Below are 18,529 nucleotides of genomic sequence, written 5' to 3'. Positions count from 1 at the left end.
TTAAAGAGGATTAGAAACAATGATCGGTTTATTAGGTCGTAAAGTTGGAATGACTCGTATCTTCACACCTGAAGGTCAATCAATTCCAGTAACTGTAATTGAAATTGAAAAAAATAGCGTAACTCAAGTTAAAACTTTAGAAACTGACGGTTACAACGCTATTCAAGTAACAACTGGTTCTAAAAAAGCATCACGCTTAAACAAACCTGAAAAAGGTCACTTTGCGAAAGCAGGCGTTGAAGCTGGTCGTTTATTACGTGAATTCCGTGTTGACAATGCAGCAGAATATGCAGTTGGTCAAGAAATCACAGTAGAAATCTTAGCTGAAGTTAAAAAAGTTGACGTAACTGGTACTTCAAAAGGTAAAGGTTACGCTGGTACTGTTAAACGCCATAACTTCCGTACTCAAGACGCTACACACGGTAACTCATTATCACACCGCGTTCCTGGTTCTATCGGTCAAAACCAAACTCCAGGTCGTGTATTCAAAGGTAAGAAAATGTCTGGTCACATGGGTGACGAGCGCGTAACAGTTCAAAACCTTGAAGTAGTACGTGTTGATGCTGAGAACAACTTATTATTAGTACGTGGTGCTATCCCAGGTGCTAAAAATGGTAACGTTGTTGTAAAACCTTCTGTAAAAGTAAAAGCTTAAGTCTGGAGTAACTATAAATGGAATTAACATTATTAAATGGTCAAGGTTCTATTAGTGTATCAGAATCAGCTTTTGATGTTGCATTCAACGAAGCACTAGTGCACCAAGTTGTTGTAGCGTACATGGCGGGTAGCCGTCAAGGTACACGCGCACAAAAAACACGTGCACAAGTAAACGGTTCTAATAAAAAACCTTGGAACCAAAAGAAAACTGGTAACGCTCGTGCTGGTGACCGTAAAGGCCCATTATGGCGTTCTGGTGGTGTGACATTTGCGGCTCGCCCACAAGATCACAGCCAAAAAGTTAACAAAAAAATGTACTGGGGTGCATTACGTTGCATCTTCTCTGAGTTAGTTCGTCGTAATGCTTTAGTTATTGTTGATGATTTAACTCTTGAATCATACAAAACTAAAGATTTAGTAACAAAACTAAATGATTTAAACCTAGGTAACACTAGCACATTAATCATTGATGTTGAATTAAAAAGTAACGTTTATTTAGCTTCAAGAAACTTACACAAAGTTGGTTACCTATTAACTGATGAAGTTGATCCTGTATCACTATTAACTTTTGAAAAAGTTCTAGTAACTAAAGAAGCGGTAAAAGAACTTGAGGAGATGTTAAAATAATGTCTAACAATTCACGCTTACAGTCAGTTATTAAGTACTCACTAATCTCTGAAAAAGCAGCTAGACTTCAAAGTGAGAAAGGCGTATTAACTTTAGTAGTTGATAAAAGCACTAACAAAGTAGAACTAGCACAAGCTGTAGAAGCTGTATTAGGTGTACAAGTTAAATCAATTAACATGTTAAATGTTAAGGGTAAAACTAAATATCGTGGTAACCGTAAAGGTCGTCGTAGCGATATTAAGAAAGCTTATATCACTCTACCTGCAGGCGCTAACTTAAACGAAATCGAATCTGCTGTTGAGTAAGGAAGGAACTAAGTAAATGGCTATTGTAAAATGTAAGCCGACCAGCCCAGGTCGCCGCCACGTTGTAAAAGTGGTTAATCCTGAATTATATAAAGGTAAACCTTTTGCAGCTTTAGTAGAGCCTTTAAAACGTACTGGTGGTCGTAACAATTTTGGTCGTATCACAACTCGTCACATTGGTGGCGGTCACAAAAAATCATACCGTCTAATTGACTTCAAACGTTTAAAAGATGGCATCACAGCTAAAGTTGAACGTTTAGAGTATGATCCAAACCGTTCTGCAAATATCGCATTAGTATTATATGCAGATGGTGAACGTCGTTACATCTTAGCACCGAAAAACTTAAAAGTAGGTGATACAATCGTATCAGGTGCTGATGTAGAAATCAAAGTAGGTAACACTTTACCAATGCGTGCTATTCCAGTTGGTACAACTGTACACAACGTAGAATTAAAACCAGGTAAAGGTGGTCAATTAGCTCGTTCAGCTGGTTCTTACGTACAAATCATCGCTCGTGAAGGTAAATACGTAACTTTACGTTTACGTTCAGGCGAAATGCGTAAAGTATTAGCAGAATGTCGTGCTACTATCGGTGAAGTAGGTAACGCTGAACACATGTTACGCGAATTAGGTAAAGCTGGTGCATCTCGTTGGAGAGGTATCCGTCCTACAGTTCGTGGTACAGCTATGAACCCGGTAGATCACCCGCATGGTGGTGGTGAAGGTAAAAACTTCGGTAAACACCCAGTTACACCTTGGGGCGTTCAAACTAAAGGTAAGAAAACACGTCACAACAAACGTACTGATAAATTCATTGTACGTCGTCGTGATAAATAATAATTAACACTTAAAAGAGGTAAATCCTATGCCACGTTCTCTCAAGAAAGGTCCTTTCATTGACCTACACTTGCTGAAGAAGGTAGAAAAAGCAGTGGAAACGAACGACCACAAACCTATTAAAACTTGGTCACGTCGTTCAACTATCTTCCCAGATATGATTGGGTTAACCATTGCTGTTCACAACGGACGTCAACACGTTCCAGTATTAATTTCAGATGAAATGGTTGGTCACAAACTAGGTGAGTTCGCACCTACTCGTACTTACCGTGGTCATGCTGCTGATAAGAAAGCTAAGAAAAAATAATTAGGAGATAGAACATGTCTAACAAATTAGAATCACGTGCTATCTTACGCAATGCTCGTACATCAGCGCAAAAAGCACGTTTAGTATGTGATTTAATCCGTGGTAAATCTGTAGAAGAAGCTACTTACATCTTACGCTACACTCCACGTAAAGCTGCGAAAATGATTGCTAAATTATTAGCATCAGCTGTAGCAAATGCTGAAAACAACCAAGGTTTAAGAGATGTAGGTTCGTTTAAAGTTGCTACAATCTTTGCTGACGAAGGCCCTACAATGAAACGTATCATGCCTCGTGCAAAAGGTCGTGCAGATCGTATCAACAAACGTACAGCTCACATCACTTTAGTAATCGCAAAATAAGGTAACGAAATGGGTCAAAAAGTAAGTCCTCATGGTATTCGCCTAGGTATTGTTAAACCATGGAGTTCAACCTGGTATGCGAATACAAAAGATTTCTCAAAAACTCTAGAAAACGACTTCAGAATTCGTGAGTTTTTAAACAAAGAATTAGCTAACGCTGCAGTATCACGTATCGTTATTGAGCGTCCAGCTAACGCTATTAAATTAAACATTCACTCTGCTCGTCCAGGTATCATTATCGGTAAAGGCGGGGAAGATATTGAAAAATTACGTAAACAAGTTTTAGCATTATCTGGTGCTAAAAACTGCCAAATCAATATCGTTGAAGTTAAACAAGCTGATTTAGATGCAAAATTAGTAGCTGAATCAATTGCACAACAATTAGAGCGTCGTGTGATGTTCCGTCGTGCGGCTAAACGTGCTATCCAAACTGCTATGAACCAAGGTGCTATCGGTATCAAAGTTCAAGTATCAGGTCGTTTAGGTGGTGCTGAAATCGCTCGTGCAGAATGGTTCCGTGAAGGTCGCGTTCCTTTACAAACTCTACGTGCTGATATCGACTACGCTACAGCAAGAGCTAACACAACATACGGTGTGATCGGTGTTAAAGTTTGGATTTTCAAAGGTGAAGTTTTAGGTGGTTTTGAAGAAGTTCTTGCAAAAGAAACAGCTAAACCAGAACGTAAACAAGCTCCAAGAAACAATAACAGACGTGCACCACGTAAAGGTCGTAAATAAGGAGAAAATTGAATTATGTTACAACCTAAACGTACAAAATACCGTAAAATGCATAAAGGCCGTAACCGCGGTTTAGCTGCAGGTACTGAAGTAAGCTTCGGTAGCTTCGGCTTAAAAGCTGTAGGTCGTGGTCGCTTAACAGCTCGTCAAATCGAAGCTGCTCGTCGTGCTATGACTCGTGCTGTAAAACGTCAAGGTCAAATTTGGATCCGTGTATTCCCTGACAAACCAATTACTGAAAAACCTCTATCTGTTCGTATGGGTAAAGGTAAAGGTAACGTGGAATACTGGGTAGCTCTAATCCAACCAGGTAAAGTTCTTTACGAAATTGGTGGAGTATCTGAAGAATTAGCACGTGAAGCTTTTGGTAAGGCTCAAGCGAAACTTCCTTTCAAAACTACATTTGTAACTAAAACGGTAATGTAATTAAAATGAGTGAATTAGAATTAAATGAAAAGCTAGTTCTAGCTAGAAGTGAATTATTTGCACTTCGTCAACAAGTTAAATCTAGACAACTAGAGAAAACACACCTAGTTAAAAAAGCTCGCCGTGAAGTTGCACGTTTATTAACTCAACAAAACAAGGCTGGTAAGTAATGACTAAACAAGTTCGTACTCTACAAGGTCGTGTTCTGAGCGATAAAATGGACAAAACTATCGTAGTTGCTGTTGAACGTCGCGTTAAACACCCAATCTACGGTAAATATGTTCGTAAAACAACTAAACTTCACGTTCACGATGAAGCTAATGCTGCTAAAGAAGGTGATTTAGTAGAGATTAAACAATCTCGTCCTTTATCAAAAACTAAAGCTTTTGATTTAGTACGTGTTGTTGAAAAATCTTTAAACGTTTAATCCCTTAGATTACACGCATTTAATAAATTTAATTTAATAGTATTCGAAAGAAAAGACTCCTCAAGATACAATCTTGGGGAGTTCTTTTATGTATTGCAGAACGTAAAAAAGTCAAAAGCTCAAAACCTTAAAATTTTGAACTTTTGACTTTTTTATTGTATCTATAGTTTAAAGTTGAAGGGTAAATTAACTATAGTTTAAAATTAAAGTATTCATTTAGCTGAATAGCTTCTCTTTGTGACCATAAAGTAATTTGCGTTAACTTTTCATCACTAATTTCTAAGATGTCAGCAATACGTTTGATAATCGCTAATTCACTTGCGTGAATATTGTTATCAACTAACGCCGTTGTTAATAAAATACTTAGTAAGTTAAAAACATGATGGTCATTAGTAAATTCAGCTTTAATTAAATCATAAGGATCTTCTGTAAGTTTGTAATCATTTTTTAGAAGGTTATGAATTAATAAGAAGTACTTGCCTTCATTTTGGTTAATGTTACCATCAGCATTAGCTACTTTACCAACAAAGTAAGCCATAATTGCTTTTTGTTTGTCACTTAATAAATTAATTTCAAGATTCATACTTTTTGTTAGAGATATTTATAGTTAATGTAATGACCTAAGAAACCGCGGCTGACCAAGTCTTTAAAGATTACAAACATATTGTAAACGCTCTTTTGTTTAACTTGTTTCCAATCAGCTAAGTGAACGTAGAAACCACATTTTACACGTCCATTACAGTTTTCAAATGCGTTGTTACTAAAATCAAGGAAGCAGAAAGTTACTTCTTTGTTATCGTCAAAAAGTTTTTGCTGGTCAAAGAATTCTTCTACTCTATTAAAGCATTTAGCAGAGAAAGCACCAAAGAATTTGCTTAAACGTGAAACAAAATCTTCAGGATCATCATGTCCATCTGTACCTAAAAATACTAGAACGATTTCTTTATTTTCAGGATCTAAAACATTGATTTTTTCTTGATGAGGAGCTTTGTTCTCATTAAATGTAGTAACGAGTTTTTCCATTTCAGGACTAAGCGCTGCCATATTATTCCAAACTGTTAAATCAAAAGGTTGTTGATACAGAGGCATTAGCTCTGGAAGAATAAATTTTAAAGGATTAAATTTTTGGTTAGTTTGAGTAAAGATCTCAAGGGTTGCTAGCATCTGTTGGGTTAAGAAATCAATTTTTTCAGGGCTCGCAAAGAATTGTTCATTTACATGCACATAACCAAATGGATTTGGTAGAACTTGTGGGAAAGCAAAAGGAGCTTCTGTTAAGTTAATTAAAAGAGTATTTTGCTTATCGTTATTAGTCCCAACTTGTGGTATTTGTGGACGAATAACTGGTTCTTTTAAAGTAAAACTTACTTCATCACCACAAGCAGCTGTTAGAGCTTGAATAATGTTATTTTCTAAACTTGATCTAAATTGTCCAGACTCGCAAAGGACATAAACATCAATGTTTTTCTCTTCCGCTTCTTTTTCGACTTCGGCATCATGCTCCATGCTAGTCGTACGTTCAATTAATTGGGGGATACTAACATCTTTACCATCAAGATGATATTTAATCATCTGGGTAATATGGATAAGTGAAGCCTGATCATGGACAAATTCCCAAGCATCAAAGATAAGATAAAAACCAATCTTTATAGTATCTTTTTCTTGGTTATATTCGTTTGGATCTAATACTGAGCTTAGAGTATTATGTTGCAAGATATCATAGATATATTGCGGATTTTGTTGAGCGTAAGCTCGAAATTCATTTAAATTATTAAAGTATAGATTAGGTTTGCCTTTAAAAAGCTGTTTAATTACATCTCTAGCCTGAGGATTATCATCTCTACTTATAAAAGCTATCTTATGGGTAGGCATTTCCAATAACTCCTCATTGTTAATAACATAAGCTCGAATTCCTAATCGGTCATAAATGCTTTTTTTACGTTGAAAAGGCATTGTAGCTGTATTCTCTAGTTTATAAAACTTTACCCCTTATTATATAACATCTAGGGCTTTTTAGGAAAATTACTTATAGCATATTTTGCTTTATACCTTTGTTTTTTAGGGTGTTTTAAAATGCTTTGTAACCTAAATCTTTTATTCTGTTAGCAATTTAGTAACATTTTTTCTGATTGCTAAGTAACAAAAATATCCTAGGCTTATTAGCAACAACTATCGATAGCTTGTTAAAAATCAATGCCTCTATTTTCTAATAAATTTACTACCATGAATTTACTCATCGTGAAAGTTTTTTCATATCCTGTTTTTGATGTGAAGCTGAAGAAATGTAGTCCATATTAAGCGGTTGAGATAAGAAGAGTAAAAGTTTGATTTTATCGACAATTTACTAAGGATAAACTCGATATATAGACGATTTTCAGTGATAAATATGGTATAATTGTCTAGTAAAATTTTTTGAGTTTGCAGATTGTCCTTAGCTACTCTACCAAGCAAACTACTCACTCAAAAACTAAAAGGAATTTTCATGTTTGATAATTTAACGAATAGGTTACAACAAGCATTTAAAAGTTTAACAGGTAAAAGTACTTTAAGTGAAGACAATATTGCAGACGCTCTTTCAGAAGTACGTCGTGCTTTAATTGAAGCCGATGTAGCTTTACCTGTAGTAAGATCTTTCTTAGATCAAGTAAAAGAAGAAGCTATTGGTACTAAAGTAAACCCTCGTTTAAACCCAGAACAAGCTTTTATTGATATTATCCATAAGAGCTTGATTAAAGCTATGGGTGATAAAAACGAAGAGTTAAACTTACGTACGCAACCACCAGCTGTTGTTTTAATGGCAGGTTTACAAGGTGCGGGTAAAACTACCTCTGTAGCTAAATTAGCAAAATTCTTAAAACAGAATAAGAAAAAAGTTTTAGTTGTATCTGCCGACGTTTACCGTCCAGCAGCGATTCAACAATTAGAAACTCTAGCTTCTGCTGTAGATGTTAGCTTTTTCCCATCTCAAGTGGGACAAAATCCAGTAGACATTGCTACTGCAGCTTTACAAGAAGCTAAAAAAGGTTATTACGATGTATTAATTGTCGATACTGCGGGTCGTTTACACGTAGATGAGACAATGATGGACGAAATTAAAGCTATTCACGCGGCAATTAAACCTATCGAGACATTATTTACAGTTGATGCTATGACAGGTCAGGATGCTGCAAATACGGCAAAAGCATTTAACGAAGCTTTACCTTTAACAGGGGTTATCTTAACTAAGTTAGATGGTGATGTTCGTGGTGGTGCTGCTTTATCAATTCGTCAAATCACTGGTAAACCTATTAAATTCTTAGGGGTTGGTGAGAAAACTGATGCCTTAGAAGCATTCCATCCAGATCGTATTGCGAATCGTATTTTAGATATGGGTGACATGATCACTTATATTGAAAAATTACAAAACGAAGTTACCGAAGAGCAAATGGAACGCTCACGTAAACTTCTAAACAACAAAAAAGAGTTTGATTTAGAAGATTTCTTAGAGCAAACCGAGATGATGGATAAGATGGGTGGCGTTTCTTCAATGCTTTCTTCACTTCCAGGTGCTAAAGCATTACAAAATCAGATTGATATCAACGAAGACGAAATTAATAATAAAACAAGAATTAGTCGTGCGATTATTCAATCTATGACTCCTGAAGAAAGACGTAATCCAAAAATTATTAAAAATTCTCGTAAGTTACGTATTGCAAAAGGTTGTGGCCAACCTGTTAGTGAAATCAACAAGCTGTTAACTCAGTTTGAGCAAATGAAAAAACTACAATCTATGTTCTCAAATGGTGGTTTAAGTAGCTTAATGAAACTAATGGGACAAGGTGGTTTAGGTGGCTTAGCTAATATGTTTGGACGAGGTCGTAAACCATTCTAATTAAATTCCAAGAGCCCTCGTTTTTTAATATGAGGGTTCTTCTTCATTTTTTACTCACATGGTAAACGTACAAGATATTATTTCTTCAGTAACTAAAGAAGAAAAAGATGAAAAAAACTCTTCTTTATCAACTGCAAAGAAAAAGAAAAAATTTAAACAACCAAAACTAGACAAAAAACTTCTAGAGTTAGTTGTTGAGAAAAAGAAAGAGAAGGCTAAAGAAAAGGCAGAACGTCAAGCTTTAGGTGAAGTTGATCGTGATTTTGCCAACTTTTTCTTACCAGAGAAGTTAACTAAAAATCTCTACGCAAATAATTATTTCAGAGCAACAGATATTCAAGCTAAAGCAATTTCTTTAATTGTTGAGGGCAATGATGTTTTAATCTCAGCAGAGACTGGTACAGGTAAAACTTTAGCTTACTTAATTCCTGCAGTAGAAAGACTTTTAGCAACTCCTCTAACTAAAGAACAAAAGTGCAATGTATTAGTGGTTGCACCAACACGCGACTTAGTTTTACAAATTGAAACTTTAGCAAAACAACTACTAGCAAATACTTACTATAAAGTTGCTACTTTTATTGGTGATATTAATAACCAAGAAGGTAAAAAAAGTAATGAAGAGGCTTACGAAGTATTTGCAAATCATCAGTTAGTAATTACAACTCCTGGACGTTTAGTAAAACAACTAAGTGTTAATGGAGACATTGACTTAACTGGAGTTTCATTATTAATTCTTGATGAAGCTGACCGTTTACTAGAAATGGGTGCTGGTGAAGATATTTTTAAAATTAATCAGCATCTAATTGGACGTGAGAATACTGTTTTAGTAAGTGCAACTCTTGAACAAAAAGTTGTAGATTTATTTAGTAAAATTGCTTTAAATAATCCAATTACAGTAAAAGGCTCACATTCTAGAGCTGAGAAAAATACTCTAACTCAATATTACTATCATGCTGATAATATTGAACATAAGAAAGAATTGCTAGCTAGCATCTTACAAGAAGCTAACTTAGATAAAGTGATTATCTTTGTTCGTAAAGCAGACACCGTACAACCTTTAACTAAGTTCTTAATGAATCGTAAAATGGGCTTAAGAGCTACAGGTATTTACGGGGAAATGTCTAAAGAAGAGCGTGAGAGAGCTTTAGGTTTATTTAAGAGCGGTAAAGTAAATCTTCTGGTAACTACAGATTTATTAGCTCGTGGTATTGACATCGAAAATGTTAAAGCCGTTATAAACTATGATATGCCATATGACGGAGCTACATTTATGCACCGTGTTGGACGTACAGCAAGATTTGGTAAAAAAGGGATTGCGATTAGTTTAGTACAAGCTCACGATTATAAATACTTAGGTAAAGCTATGCGCTTTATGAAAGTAGTAATTAGTGCTAAGGTTTTCCCAGGTTTAGAACCAACTACTTCTGTAAGTCCAGATGCTTTAAAGGGCTCTGCAAAGGTTAAAATTAAAGATAAAAGTAAGAAAACCGCTAAAACTGAAAAACCTAAAGTAAAAAACCGTAAAGATCGTCAAAAGAATAAAGGTTATCCTAAGAAATTTAAAGAAAAGGCACTTTAAATAAGTAAAATTAGCCTGCTTACTTTTATGACTAAAATTTTTCATAAAAAAGTTATAATTTTTATTAGGTAGATTAATAAAAATCGGATAAACTGTAGTATAATGGGCTATTAAGAAGATAATCTTTCTAGAAATTTATAAGTTTTTTCTTAGCAATTTGCTAACCTAAGCGTTAGTAATTAAGGTATAAGCGATTATAATAGAAATCTAATATGCATACACTCAAGACAGCAATAACATTTTTAGCATTTTTAGTTTTAGGAATAGCTAGTGCTTTCTCTCTAGTGTATATCTACAAATTAATCAGTAATAAACCATCTGCTGTAGTGGAACAAACTCCAATCAAAGTTATAGCAGATCTTCCAAGTTATCTAGAACCTAAAGTAGAAAGTGTGAACTCACACATTCCTGAGTCAGAATTACGAGATAGATCTATTTCGTTTAGCCTTGCAATTGCAAAGGTTTCACCTTCTGTTGTTAACGTGTATGCTCAATTGCAAAACCGTAATGATACAGTAAATATTTATGGTTCTGGGGTGATCATGTCTCAAGATGGATATGTTCTTACCAACAATCACGTAGTTGCTGACGCTACGGATTTTGCTATAACTTTAGTTGATGGAACAGTTTACCGTGCTAGATTAATTGGTAGAGATACTTTAACAGACTTAGCAGTGTTAAAAATTATTTCAAATAACTATGCTACTCTTAAACCAATTACAAATGTCAACACCAATAATGTAAAAGTTGGTGATGTTGTGATTGCATTAGGTAATCCTTTAAACTTGGGTCAATCAGCAACTATGGGTATCATCTCAGGGGTTGGGAGATCAACAGTTGATAAAGTTGGTTATCAAGACCTAATCCAGACTGACGTTGCTCTAAACATGGGTAACTCTGGTGGTGCTTTAATTGATATCGAAGGTAATTTAATTGGTATTAATACTCTGATTGTAAACCAAGCTTATGGTCAGCAAGTATCAGGTCTAGGTTTTGCTGTACCAACAAATGAAGCTTTAGGCATTATGAATCAGATCATTCAAAAAGGTTATGCTGAACACCCTTATGTAGGTATTCAGACTACTTTAATGACTGATGTTAATAATATCAACTACTTAGTAGTAAGCTATATTGATCCAGATGGTCCTGCATATAAAGCAGGGGTGCGTCTTGGTGATAGAGTTATTAGCTTAAACGGTAAACCACTTAGCCAAGTAAACGAATTCTTTAGTCGTATTAGTAGTTTACCATTAGGCTCTAATATAGTATTACGTGTAAATCGTCAAGGAACAACATTGCAGTTTAATGTGCAGTTAAGTTCTATTTCAGATAAATAAATTTGAGGCTTACTATAAATTTATAGTAAGCCTTAAATTTAACTACAAGATTAAATAATGTTCTTTAGAGGTTAGAATGCACAAACATTGGTTAGAGCGTCGTTCAGCGCAAGGTAAAGAGGTGCAAAGTTCAAATACTTTGCAAATACGAACAGAGTATGAGCGAGATAGAGCGCGTATAATCCACAGCAATAGTTTCCGTAGTCTACAGCATAAAACTCAACTATTTAATATTGAGGATTCAGATAAAACCCATACGAGATTAACGCATACTCTTGAAGTAAGTCAAATTTCAAATGGTTTATTACGCTTTATTCAAGCAAAATATGATCCGGCAAGAAGAAACTATTCAGAGTTAGATAAGCTTTGTAAGCAAAGTTTTAGAGAAGCAAGCCAAGAAGATTGTGAATTAATAACACAAAATTTGGCATCTGATGCTTTAATGGAATCTATTTGTTTAACTCATGACATAGGTCATTCGCCTTTTGGTCATTCTGGAGAGGATGCACTATGTCGTTTAATGTATGAAAGTGGTGGCTTTGAAGGAAATGCTCAAACCTTTAGAATACTTACACGTCTCGCAAATTATTCAAAAGAGTTTGGTTTGGATTTAACAAGACGAGCATTGCTGGGAGTAATAAAATATCCTCATGTATTTGCAGAATTTCCAGAGGGATATAATGCAGAACAGTTAAAGCAAGATAAAAGCTTTAGAGTTATTAAAGGAATTTACCAAGACGACGTTGAAGCGTTTAATTGGGTGCTTGCACCATTATCACCAGAAGATCGTGAAAGATTTACGAGAGTCGAAGTGATAAATAACCGACCACGTACTCTACATAAAAGCTTTGATTGTTCGATTATGGAGTTAGCTGATAACATTGCTTATGCTGTCCATGATCTTGAAGATGCGGTAAATATTCAAGTAATTGAGCGTGAGGATTGGGATAATCTAAGAAGTACGTTCTCGAAGAGAGAACAACTTGAGGAAGCTTTTGCTCTGTTAGTAAAACATGCTTTTATTAAGGAGAACTTTGAGGATAATCTTTTTAGTAAAGATACAATTATCCGACGTAAAGCTTATTCTGATTTTGTTAACTCTTTAACTTGTCACGTAGAAGTACGTCGTAAAAATGAATTTAGCGAGCCATTACTTGATCTTGAAGCTTATATTTGTCCTGAGATCTACGTAATTTATGAGTTCTTTAAAGAACTAGAGTATAAAATTGCAATCTGTTCTTTAAACATTCGCGGGGTAAATAATCGTGGGTGTAATATTATCAATCGATGCTTTGCTGAGATAAAAGAAAATGTCTACTTACTAGGTCGAAGCAAAGACGCATATTTACAGCTTCCTAGTCAAGCGCAAAGAGATAGATTTATTTGCGATTACATTGCTAGTATGACAAATATAGAACTTGAAGACTACTATAGTCGTAATATCCTTTAGCATAAATTATTAAGTACTTAAAAGAGGCAACCCTTAAAGGTTGCCTCTTTTAGTTTAATTAACTTGTAGGTTCAAGTTTTTTAAATAATTATTAACGGTAGTTACAATAACTTTGGTGTTGTTATCGATTTCACAGTTAACAAAGTCTCCAACTTGACGTTGAGCAATTGTAGTTTTTGCTAAGGTTTCTGGGATTAAGTTAACCGTAAAACCTTTTTCTGTAAGTGAACTTACAGTTAAACTCATACCATCTATACCAATAAAACCTTTGTCCATAACAAATGGTTTTAATTTCTCTGGTAAAGCAAACTCTACTTGGTAAATGTTATTTTCATTTATTACATTTACTACTTTGAGTTTCTGGTCAATATGACCTGACATAATATGTCCACCAACTTCAGCACCTACTTTAAAGCTACGCTCAATATTTACTTGTGATCCGACTTGAAGATCGCTTAGATTAGTTAGCGCTAAAGTTGTACTAATTAGATCAAAGTGTAAAAGTGCATAAGAGTCATCACAATTTGCAACTTCTTGTAAATTAGCTAATTGTGCTGGACTAATTTCTACGCCTAAATGAAAGAATTGATATTTAACAACTGTTAAACAACAACCATTATTAGCTACAGAATCGCCAATATTAATACCTTGGCAAAAAAGTAAAGGTAGCTTTACGCTGTATGAACGAGCATTTTCTTTATCTTCTAGAGAATAGATTGTCCCTACTTCTTGAACTATTCCTGTAAACATAAAAGTCCTTAGATTTTTTTCTTAATTAACCAAGCTTGGTGAATTTTACTACCTTCAAAGTCTTTAGGCATAGTCTTTTGTGTAATATCTTGGGCAATAAGACCTAAATCTTCTAAAGCTTGATTATCAAGTTTAAAGCCACGTTTGTTATTACAAAAAACAAGTTGACCTTGAGAGGTTAGCAGTTTAGCAATTTTCTCGATTAATGGAATGTGATCTCTCTGAACATCAAAGGTACCATCCATACGTTTACTATTTGAGAAAGTAGGTGGATCGCAGAAAATTAAATTGTAATTATTACATTCTTGGTTATTAGTTTGTGCAGCTTCTAACCAAGCTAAAACATCAGCCTGAACAATTTTATGATTGTCTGGACGAATATTATTTAGCTTAAAGTTTTTAGCTGACCATAAGCAGTAATTATTACTCATATCAACAGATTTAGTAAATGCAGCTTGTGCTTTAATTACATGCATGGTTGCAGTTGAAGTGTAACTAAATAAGTTTAAGAATTTAGTTTTGTTAGGGATAACTAAAGAACGTAAGAAGTATCTTAACTCACGGTTATCTAAGAAAATACCAGTATCAATGTAATCAGATAAGTTTACTTTAAATTTACAACCATATTCATCAATTAAGAACTCTAAGCCCTCTTTGCGAATACGATTATACTGTGCATCACCTTTTTGGCGTTCACGTAGTTTATCAATTACCATAGGTTGGTATTGACCTTTTACTTGATCTTCAGCGTACTTTTGTACCATAGCTAAAGCTTGTAAACTACGCTTAACCGCTTTATGAAGAGGAATGTTTTTATTGGCAGCATATTCCTGAACAACATAGTATTTTTTGTTGTCTTCAATATCGGTATACACATCTACTGCTACGTTATATTCAGGGATATCAGCGTCATAGAGGCGATAGTTCTCAACTTTATTACGAGTTAAGTAGCTCTTAAGGCGTGAAGCGTTTTTATTTAAACGATTGTATAGAGCTTGAGCATTATCATCAATCTCTACTTTGCTAGGAGCTTTTTCTTTAGTATTAATAGAGTAAACTCTATATTGACACTCAAGGTTAGAATTTTTTATATTCCATTTTCGATTAGCACTTAAACCCATTACATCAAGTAATTTACTTGAAGAAGAGATAACGCCCGCAATCCAGCCAGGGAAAAGAGATTTTAATCTACTGCCTAAAGTATGGTAAGTATTGTAAAGAGCTCTCTCATTAGAAAGACGTACCCCATATGGAGGGTTTACAATTACTAAACCTGTAGAGCTTTGCTCTTGACGCTCTAAATCATTAACTTCACAGTTAGTGAATTCAATATAATCTTCTACCCCAACAGCTTCTGCGTTTTGCTTAGCAACAATAAGTACTGTTCTATCGTTATCCGAAGCATAAACTTTAAAATCTTTTGGGATAACACGTGAAGCTTTAGCTTGCTTATTAATCTTAATCCAAGTATCAAGATCATGACCAACCCAGTAATCAAGATGGTGATTACAATATAAACCAGGAGCGATATTTAAAGCAATTAAACAAGCTTCAATTGCGAGTACTCCAGAACCACACATTGGATTATATACAGGACTAGTTTTATCCCAACCTGAACGTAAAATTAAATTAGCGGCAAGAGTTTCTTTCATCGGAGCAAAGCCAGCACGACTACGGTATCTCTTATTCATGCTTCCGGTTAGGTCTAAAGCAATTTGTAATTGATTGTTATGTAAGCGACAATCAATTAGGACATCAGGCTCTTCAGTATCAACATTTGGACGTGGTAAGTTTTTATTTTGATAATAATCAACAATAGCATCTTTTACACGTAATGCTGAAAATTGTGTATTTTTAAGAAACTGATTAGAACCATTGAAGTTAACTTTAAAGCTAAAGTCAGAATGTAAGATATTTAACCAATTTTGGCTATAGACAGCGTTGTAAAGGTCAAACTCTTGCTCAACATAAGTTGAATTTAAAACTAATAAAGTACGTGAAGCAATACGTGACCATAAAATAAATTGATAGGCTTGGTAAAGTTCAAGTTTTGCGCTTACGCCACCAACTTTTATTTTTATGTCATGCTGTTCAATTAATGAATTAGTTGTTTGATAAGCCTGATGATTCCAGCTAACTGGAATAGGATCTGCTGTTGGATCCAGAAGTTGACTTTTTGCTAAGAGTAAATGAACAAGTTCATTTTTAACCATCTCTTCAAAACCGATTTGACAGCTAATGAAAAAATGATGGGTCATAGATAAAATTCCATTAATGGGACAAAAAGAAAAAGAACACCTAAACCTTAAGGCTTAGGTGTAAGAAATAAGATTATAGTTCTGCTGAACTTTCAACGTATTGCATGTATTTGTCATACATTAAATCAATACTGTAAAGTAAAACATCTATACTTGAATCTGCACGACAACCGTTATCTGAAAGATAACGTCTAAATTGACGAGCACCTGGGAAACCATTGAAAGCCCCTAAGATAGGTTTGAAAAGGTGAATAATACTTACACCTCTAGCATATTCTTCTTTCCAATAATCACGTAAAGAGTCAACAGCTTCAAACATTGCTAAACCAGCAGCTAACTGTTGTGCACGTTTAAAGCGCGCTACTTCAGTTATTTCTGATTTAGGAGCATGTGCTCTATATTCACGTGGGTTATGTAAGGTTTCAAAAGCAAATTGACGTTTTTCTTCAAGCGCTGATGAGAAACGTTTATCGCCAAAGTCAGAGATTTCAGCAAGGAGGAAATCCATTTTTTCAATTAACGGATTATAAGACCCCATTACATCAAAGCCACCGGCAACCGATTGTTTTAAACGGTTTTCAAAGCCTGAATAAGTATTTGTATAGAAGTTTACTTTTTCAGGATTTAAAATATACTCTTTATCAGTAGTAAAACTATCATCAAAAATACGATTGTATTTTGAGAAAGGGTTTTTATAGTCATCAAAAAGAATTGCGTCTACGCCTAAAAGAGTCATAGGGTTATTAAAGGCTTCACGCCCCATCATAACACCATCAACATATTTAAGGTGCTCAAGCGCTTCTTTTAAACTATTTACGCCCCCATTGATAGTGATATTTAAATCAGGATATTCTCCTTTTAAATCATACACTCGTTGATAATTTAATGGAGGAACTTCACGATTTTCTTTTGGAGATAAGCCTTGAAGGTAAGCTTTACGAGCATGGATAGTAAAATCTTTTACTCCAGCTTCCACTTGGGGAAGAATGAAGTCTTCAAGGAATTCAAAAGTTTCAATATCATCAATACCAATACGAGTCTTTACAGAAACCGGAATATCACAGTAGGTTGAAAAAGCGTCAATACATTGTGCAACTAATTCAGGCTCTTGCATTAAGCAAGCGCCAAAGTTGCCACTTGAAACGCGAGGCGAAGGGCAACCTACATTAATATTAACTCCATAGTATGGATATTTATTTTTATTTTTTTGTAAGTATTTACCAACTTGAGCAAAATGTTCAACCTCAGAACCTCCTAGTTGTAAAATAACTTTACCTTCGTGTTCTGGACGGAAGAAAAGGTAATCATTTTTACTAAAGAGAATTGCTCCGGTAGTAACCATTTCACTGTAGAGGATTGCACGCTTAGTTAAACTACGATGAAATACTCGACAGTGTCTTGTAGTCCAATCTAACATTGGAGCTACAGAAAAACGTTGATCATAAAAATCTGGTTTTTTATTTGCCATCACGACAGACCATTGAGAAGTTGCTACTAAATTATTAAATAACTTAGTTAAGCGAAAACTAACTAAATAATTTGATATTCATCTATCAAAGTGAAAGTTTTATTTTTTTCAACTGAGTAAGTTAAGAGATAGATAAAGACATTCCCAATTTTCTTTTCTTTTAAAACTTTAAAGCGAGGATCTAAATTATCTAAAAGACCATTATAGGCGCCATCAAGTTGTAAGAAAATTAAAGCTTGCTCATCTAAAAAGTGATTATTTGCTAAATCTGTTAAAACTTCAAGTTCATGCTCTTGCATAAAAGGAGGATCAAGAAAAACTAAATCGTAGCTAACTGCAGATGGTTTTTTAACCAAAGAGTAAGAGTCAGCCATATTAATTTTTACTTGTGGAGATATGCCGTAGGCTTTAGTTAGAGAAGCTAGATTTAGACTACGATAATTTAGAATTAAACGATCGTAGACTTTTTTACTAAACTCATACATTTGTAAGCTACTACAGCCTCTTGATAGAGCTTCAAAACCTAAAGCACCAGACCCTGCAAATAAGTCTAAAACTTTTCGTCCTTTAATTTCAAATTGTATCCAGTTAAAGAAGACATCTTTTACACGTGAGCCAATTGGTCTAAGACCCGGACTCATAATAACTTCGAGTTTTTTGCCTTTTAAAGCTCCGGCTTGAAGATATATAAAGCCTTTATTATTGGCATTTTGATGTAAGGTTGATTTCTTTTCTGTCATATCAAAATTAAGTTGTAAATCTACTCAGGTAAAAAGAAAATTATACCTTAAAACTGAAAAAATAGATAATAATTTTACAGCTGCGGAAGTTTTTAAAGTCAATTTGTAGCAAAAAATTGCAAATTTATTTTAAATAAAAATCAAGTAATTGCTAAGAATTTTTAAATTTTTTCTAAAAAAGTGTTTACAAAGATTTATTAATTGTTTATAATAGCACTCGTTGATTACAGTAAAACAAAAAAATAATCCGGAGGAATGGTCGAGTGGTTTAAGGCACCGGTCTTGAAAACCGGCGATGGTTTGTAGCCATCCGTGAGTTCGAATCTCACTTCCTCCGCCACTTTTTTATTTTTGTTTTGCGTCCAGAATTCTGGAGGAATGGTCGAGTGGTT

Annotated in this window: 20 protein-coding genes and 1 tRNA gene; 15 read left to right on the top strand and 6 right to left on the bottom strand. The window is 34.6% G+C overall.

The genetic code is table 11. From position 1 onward, the window contains the following. Nucleotides 1-19: 19 nt before the first annotated feature. From rplC to rpsQ, 10 genes are read left to right on the top strand one after another with little or no spacing between them, the layout of a single operon-like run. Entirely contained in the window at nucleotides 20-655 is a 636-nt protein-coding gene (gene rplC / locus CKF54_RS03150; RefSeq protein ID WP_119524832.1) for a 50S ribosomal protein L3, read from the top strand. A 17-nt stretch (nucleotides 656-672) separates the two neighbouring features. Then, nucleotides 673-1,284, top strand: coding sequence for a 50S ribosomal protein L4 (gene rplD, locus CKF54_RS03145; protein ID WP_119524831.1), 612 nt, complete (start codon nucleotides 673-675; stop codon nucleotides 1,282-1,284). Next, nucleotides 1,284-1,589 (top strand): 50S ribosomal protein L23, encoded by a 306-nt coding sequence (gene rplW / locus CKF54_RS03140; RefSeq protein WP_119524830.1) that lies wholly within the window; start codon nucleotides 1,284-1,286, stop codon nucleotides 1,587-1,589. Before rplD ends, rplW begins: the two co-directional genes overlap by 1 nt. 16 nt (nucleotides 1,590-1,605) lie before the next feature. Beyond that, nucleotides 1,606-2,427 (top strand): 50S ribosomal protein L2, encoded by an 822-nt coding sequence (rplB, locus tag CKF54_RS03135; protein WP_119524829.1) that lies wholly within the window; start codon nucleotides 1,606-1,608, stop codon nucleotides 2,425-2,427. Between the two features lie 28 nt (nucleotides 2,428-2,455). Continuing rightward, the gene (gene rpsS, locus CKF54_RS03130; protein ID WP_119524828.1) at nucleotides 2,456-2,734 is read left to right on the top strand and encodes a 30S ribosomal protein S19; all 279 of its coding nucleotides are present in this window, start codon (nucleotides 2,456-2,458) and stop codon (nucleotides 2,732-2,734) included. Between the two features lie 14 nt (nucleotides 2,735-2,748). Then, complete coding sequence (gene rplV, locus CKF54_RS03125; RefSeq protein WP_119524827.1) at nucleotides 2,749-3,093, top strand: 50S ribosomal protein L22; 345 nt, start codon at nucleotides 2,749-2,751, stop codon at nucleotides 3,091-3,093. A gap of 9 nt (nucleotides 3,094-3,102) precedes the next feature. After that, complete coding sequence (gene rpsC, locus CKF54_RS03120) at nucleotides 3,103-3,831, top strand: 30S ribosomal protein S3 (RefSeq protein ID WP_119524826.1); 729 nt, start codon at nucleotides 3,103-3,105, stop codon at nucleotides 3,829-3,831. A 15-nt stretch (nucleotides 3,832-3,846) separates the two neighbouring features. Next, complete coding sequence (rplP, locus tag CKF54_RS03115) at nucleotides 3,847-4,257, top strand: 50S ribosomal protein L16 (protein ID WP_119524825.1); 411 nt, start codon at nucleotides 3,847-3,849, stop codon at nucleotides 4,255-4,257. A 5-nt stretch (nucleotides 4,258-4,262) separates the two neighbouring features. Further along, nucleotides 4,263-4,427, top strand: coding sequence for a 50S ribosomal protein L29 (gene rpmC / locus CKF54_RS03110; protein ID WP_119524824.1), 165 nt, complete (start codon nucleotides 4,263-4,265; stop codon nucleotides 4,425-4,427). Then, nucleotides 4,427-4,684 carry a 30S ribosomal protein S17 gene (gene rpsQ / locus CKF54_RS03105; RefSeq protein ID WP_119497236.1) on the top strand — a complete coding sequence of 86 codons (258 nt, stop codon included), beginning with the start codon at nucleotides 4,427-4,429 and terminating at the stop codon, nucleotides 4,682-4,684. The genes rpmC and rpsQ overlap by 1 nt, the downstream gene beginning before the upstream one ends. Nucleotides 4,685-4,874: 190 nt before the next feature. Here the strand turns inward: rpsQ and CKF54_RS03100 are convergent, their stop codons facing one another. After that, nucleotides 4,875-5,267 carry a TerB family tellurite resistance protein gene (locus tag CKF54_RS03100; protein WP_119524823.1) on the bottom strand — a complete coding sequence of 131 codons (393 nt, stop codon included), beginning with the start codon at nucleotides 5,265-5,267 and terminating at the stop codon, nucleotides 4,875-4,877. A gap of 8 nt (nucleotides 5,268-5,275) precedes the next feature. Further along, on the bottom strand, nucleotides 5,276-6,556 hold the full coding sequence (locus CKF54_RS03095) for a hypothetical protein (RefSeq protein ID WP_119524822.1): 1,281 nt from the start codon (nucleotides 6,554-6,556) through the stop codon (nucleotides 5,276-5,278). 610 nt (nucleotides 6,557-7,166) lie between these two features. Here CKF54_RS03095 and ffh point away from each other — a divergent pair. From ffh to CKF54_RS03075, 4 genes are all read left to right on the top strand, one after another. Continuing rightward, the gene (gene ffh, locus CKF54_RS03090) at nucleotides 7,167-8,555 is read left to right on the top strand and encodes a signal recognition particle protein (protein ID WP_119524821.1); all 1,389 of its coding nucleotides are present in this window, start codon (nucleotides 7,167-7,169) and stop codon (nucleotides 8,553-8,555) included. 58 nt (nucleotides 8,556-8,613) lie between these two features. After that, a complete protein-coding gene (locus CKF54_RS03085; RefSeq protein WP_119524820.1) occupies nucleotides 8,614-10,134 on the top strand; it encodes a DEAD/DEAH box helicase in 1,521 nt (506 codons plus the stop codon). 212 nt (nucleotides 10,135-10,346) lie between these two features. Then, entirely contained in the window at nucleotides 10,347-11,471 is a 1,125-nt protein-coding gene (locus tag CKF54_RS03080; RefSeq protein ID WP_119524819.1) for a S1C family serine protease, read from the top strand. 76 nt (nucleotides 11,472-11,547) lie between these two features. After that, nucleotides 11,548-12,921: an anti-phage deoxyguanosine triphosphatase gene (locus tag CKF54_RS03075; RefSeq protein WP_119524818.1), complete on the top strand. Its 1,374-nt coding sequence runs from the start codon at nucleotides 11,548-11,550 to the stop codon at nucleotides 12,919-12,921. A 54-nt stretch (nucleotides 12,922-12,975) separates the two neighbouring features. Here CKF54_RS03075 and CKF54_RS03070 read toward each other — a convergent pair whose 3' ends face one another. From CKF54_RS03070 to rsmD, 4 genes are all read right to left on the bottom strand, one after another. After that, nucleotides 12,976-13,671, bottom strand: a complete 696-nt coding sequence (locus CKF54_RS03070; protein WP_119524817.1) for a riboflavin synthase subunit alpha — start codon at nucleotides 13,669-13,671, stop codon at nucleotides 12,976-12,978. A gap of 8 nt (nucleotides 13,672-13,679) precedes the next feature. Beyond that, a complete protein-coding gene (gene rlmKL / locus CKF54_RS03065; protein WP_119524816.1) occupies nucleotides 13,680-15,929 on the bottom strand; it encodes a bifunctional 23S rRNA (guanine(2069)-N(7))-methyltransferase RlmK/23S rRNA (guanine(2445)-N(2))-methyltransferase RlmL in 2,250 nt (749 codons plus the stop codon). A 73-nt stretch (nucleotides 15,930-16,002) separates the two neighbouring features. Beyond that, nucleotides 16,003-17,397, bottom strand: a complete 1,395-nt coding sequence (gene dusA, locus CKF54_RS03060) for a tRNA dihydrouridine(20/20a) synthase DusA (protein ID WP_119524815.1) — start codon at nucleotides 17,395-17,397, stop codon at nucleotides 16,003-16,005. Nucleotides 17,398-17,459: 62 nt separating this feature from the next. After that, nucleotides 17,460-18,137, bottom strand: coding sequence for a 16S rRNA (guanine(966)-N(2))-methyltransferase RsmD (gene rsmD / locus CKF54_RS03055; protein ID WP_119524814.1), 678 nt, complete (start codon nucleotides 18,135-18,137; stop codon nucleotides 17,460-17,462). Between the two features lie 249 nt (nucleotides 18,138-18,386). On the opposite strand from rsmD, the gene CKF54_RS03050 reads away from it, so the two are divergent. Beyond that, nucleotides 18,387-18,477, top strand: a tRNA-Ser gene (locus CKF54_RS03050). The last annotated feature ends 52 nt before the right edge of the window (nucleotides 18,478-18,529 follow it).

Source organism: Psittacicella hinzii, from assembly GCF_003585885.1.
Taxonomy (GTDB): Bacteria; Pseudomonadota; Gammaproteobacteria; order Enterobacterales; family Psittacicellaceae; genus Psittacicella.
This window is presented reverse-complemented; position numbering and strand designations above follow the sequence as displayed.

Coding starts and splice junctions, on each gene's coding strand:
- rplB (WP_119524829.1), top strand. CDS start 1,606: ATGGCTATTGTAAAATGTAAGCCGACCAGCCCAGGTCGCCGCCACGTT.
- dusA (WP_119524815.1), bottom strand. CDS start 17,397: ATGGCAAATAAAAAACCAGATTTTTATGATCAACGTTTTTCTGTAGCT.
- rpsS (WP_119524828.1), top strand. CDS start 2,456: ATGCCACGTTCTCTCAAGAAAGGTCCTTTCATTGACCTACACTTGCTG.
- CKF54_RS03075 (WP_119524818.1), top strand. CDS start 11,548: ATGCACAAACATTGGTTAGAGCGTCGTTCAGCGCAAGGTAAAGAGGTG.
- CKF54_RS03100 (WP_119524823.1), bottom strand. CDS start 5,267: ATGAATCTTGAAATTAATTTATTAAGTGACAAACAAAAAGCAATTATG.
- rplV (WP_119524827.1), top strand. CDS start 2,749: ATGTCTAACAAATTAGAATCACGTGCTATCTTACGCAATGCTCGTACA.
- CKF54_RS03095 (WP_119524822.1), bottom strand. CDS start 6,556: ATGCCTACCCATAAGATAGCTTTTATAAGTAGAGATGATAATCCTCAG.
- CKF54_RS03080 (WP_119524819.1), top strand. CDS start 10,347: ATGCATACACTCAAGACAGCAATAACATTTTTAGCATTTTTAGTTTTA.
- CKF54_RS03085 (WP_119524820.1), top strand. CDS start 8,614: ATGGTAAACGTACAAGATATTATTTCTTCAGTAACTAAAGAAGAAAAA.
- rplW (WP_119524830.1), top strand. CDS start 1,284: ATGTCTAACAATTCACGCTTACAGTCAGTTATTAAGTACTCACTAATC.
- CKF54_RS03070 (WP_119524817.1), bottom strand. CDS start 13,671: ATGTTTACAGGAATAGTTCAAGAAGTAGGGACAATCTATTCTCTAGAA.
- ffh (WP_119524821.1), top strand. CDS start 7,167: ATGTTTGATAATTTAACGAATAGGTTACAACAAGCATTTAAAAGTTTA.
- rsmD (WP_119524814.1), bottom strand. CDS start 18,137: ATGACAGAAAAGAAATCAACCTTACATCAAAATGCCAATAATAAAGGC.
- rpmC (WP_119524824.1), top strand. CDS start 4,263: ATGAGTGAATTAGAATTAAATGAAAAGCTAGTTCTAGCTAGAAGTGAA.
- rplC (WP_119524832.1), top strand. CDS start 20: ATGATCGGTTTATTAGGTCGTAAAGTTGGAATGACTCGTATCTTCACA.
- rplD (WP_119524831.1), top strand. CDS start 673: ATGGAATTAACATTATTAAATGGTCAAGGTTCTATTAGTGTATCAGAA.
- rpsQ (WP_119497236.1), top strand. CDS start 4,427: ATGACTAAACAAGTTCGTACTCTACAAGGTCGTGTTCTGAGCGATAAA.
- rpsC (WP_119524826.1), top strand. CDS start 3,103: ATGGGTCAAAAAGTAAGTCCTCATGGTATTCGCCTAGGTATTGTTAAA.
- rplP (WP_119524825.1), top strand. CDS start 3,847: ATGTTACAACCTAAACGTACAAAATACCGTAAAATGCATAAAGGCCGT.
- rlmKL (WP_119524816.1), bottom strand. CDS start 15,929: ATGACCCATCATTTTTTCATTAGCTGTCAAATCGGTTTTGAAGAGATG.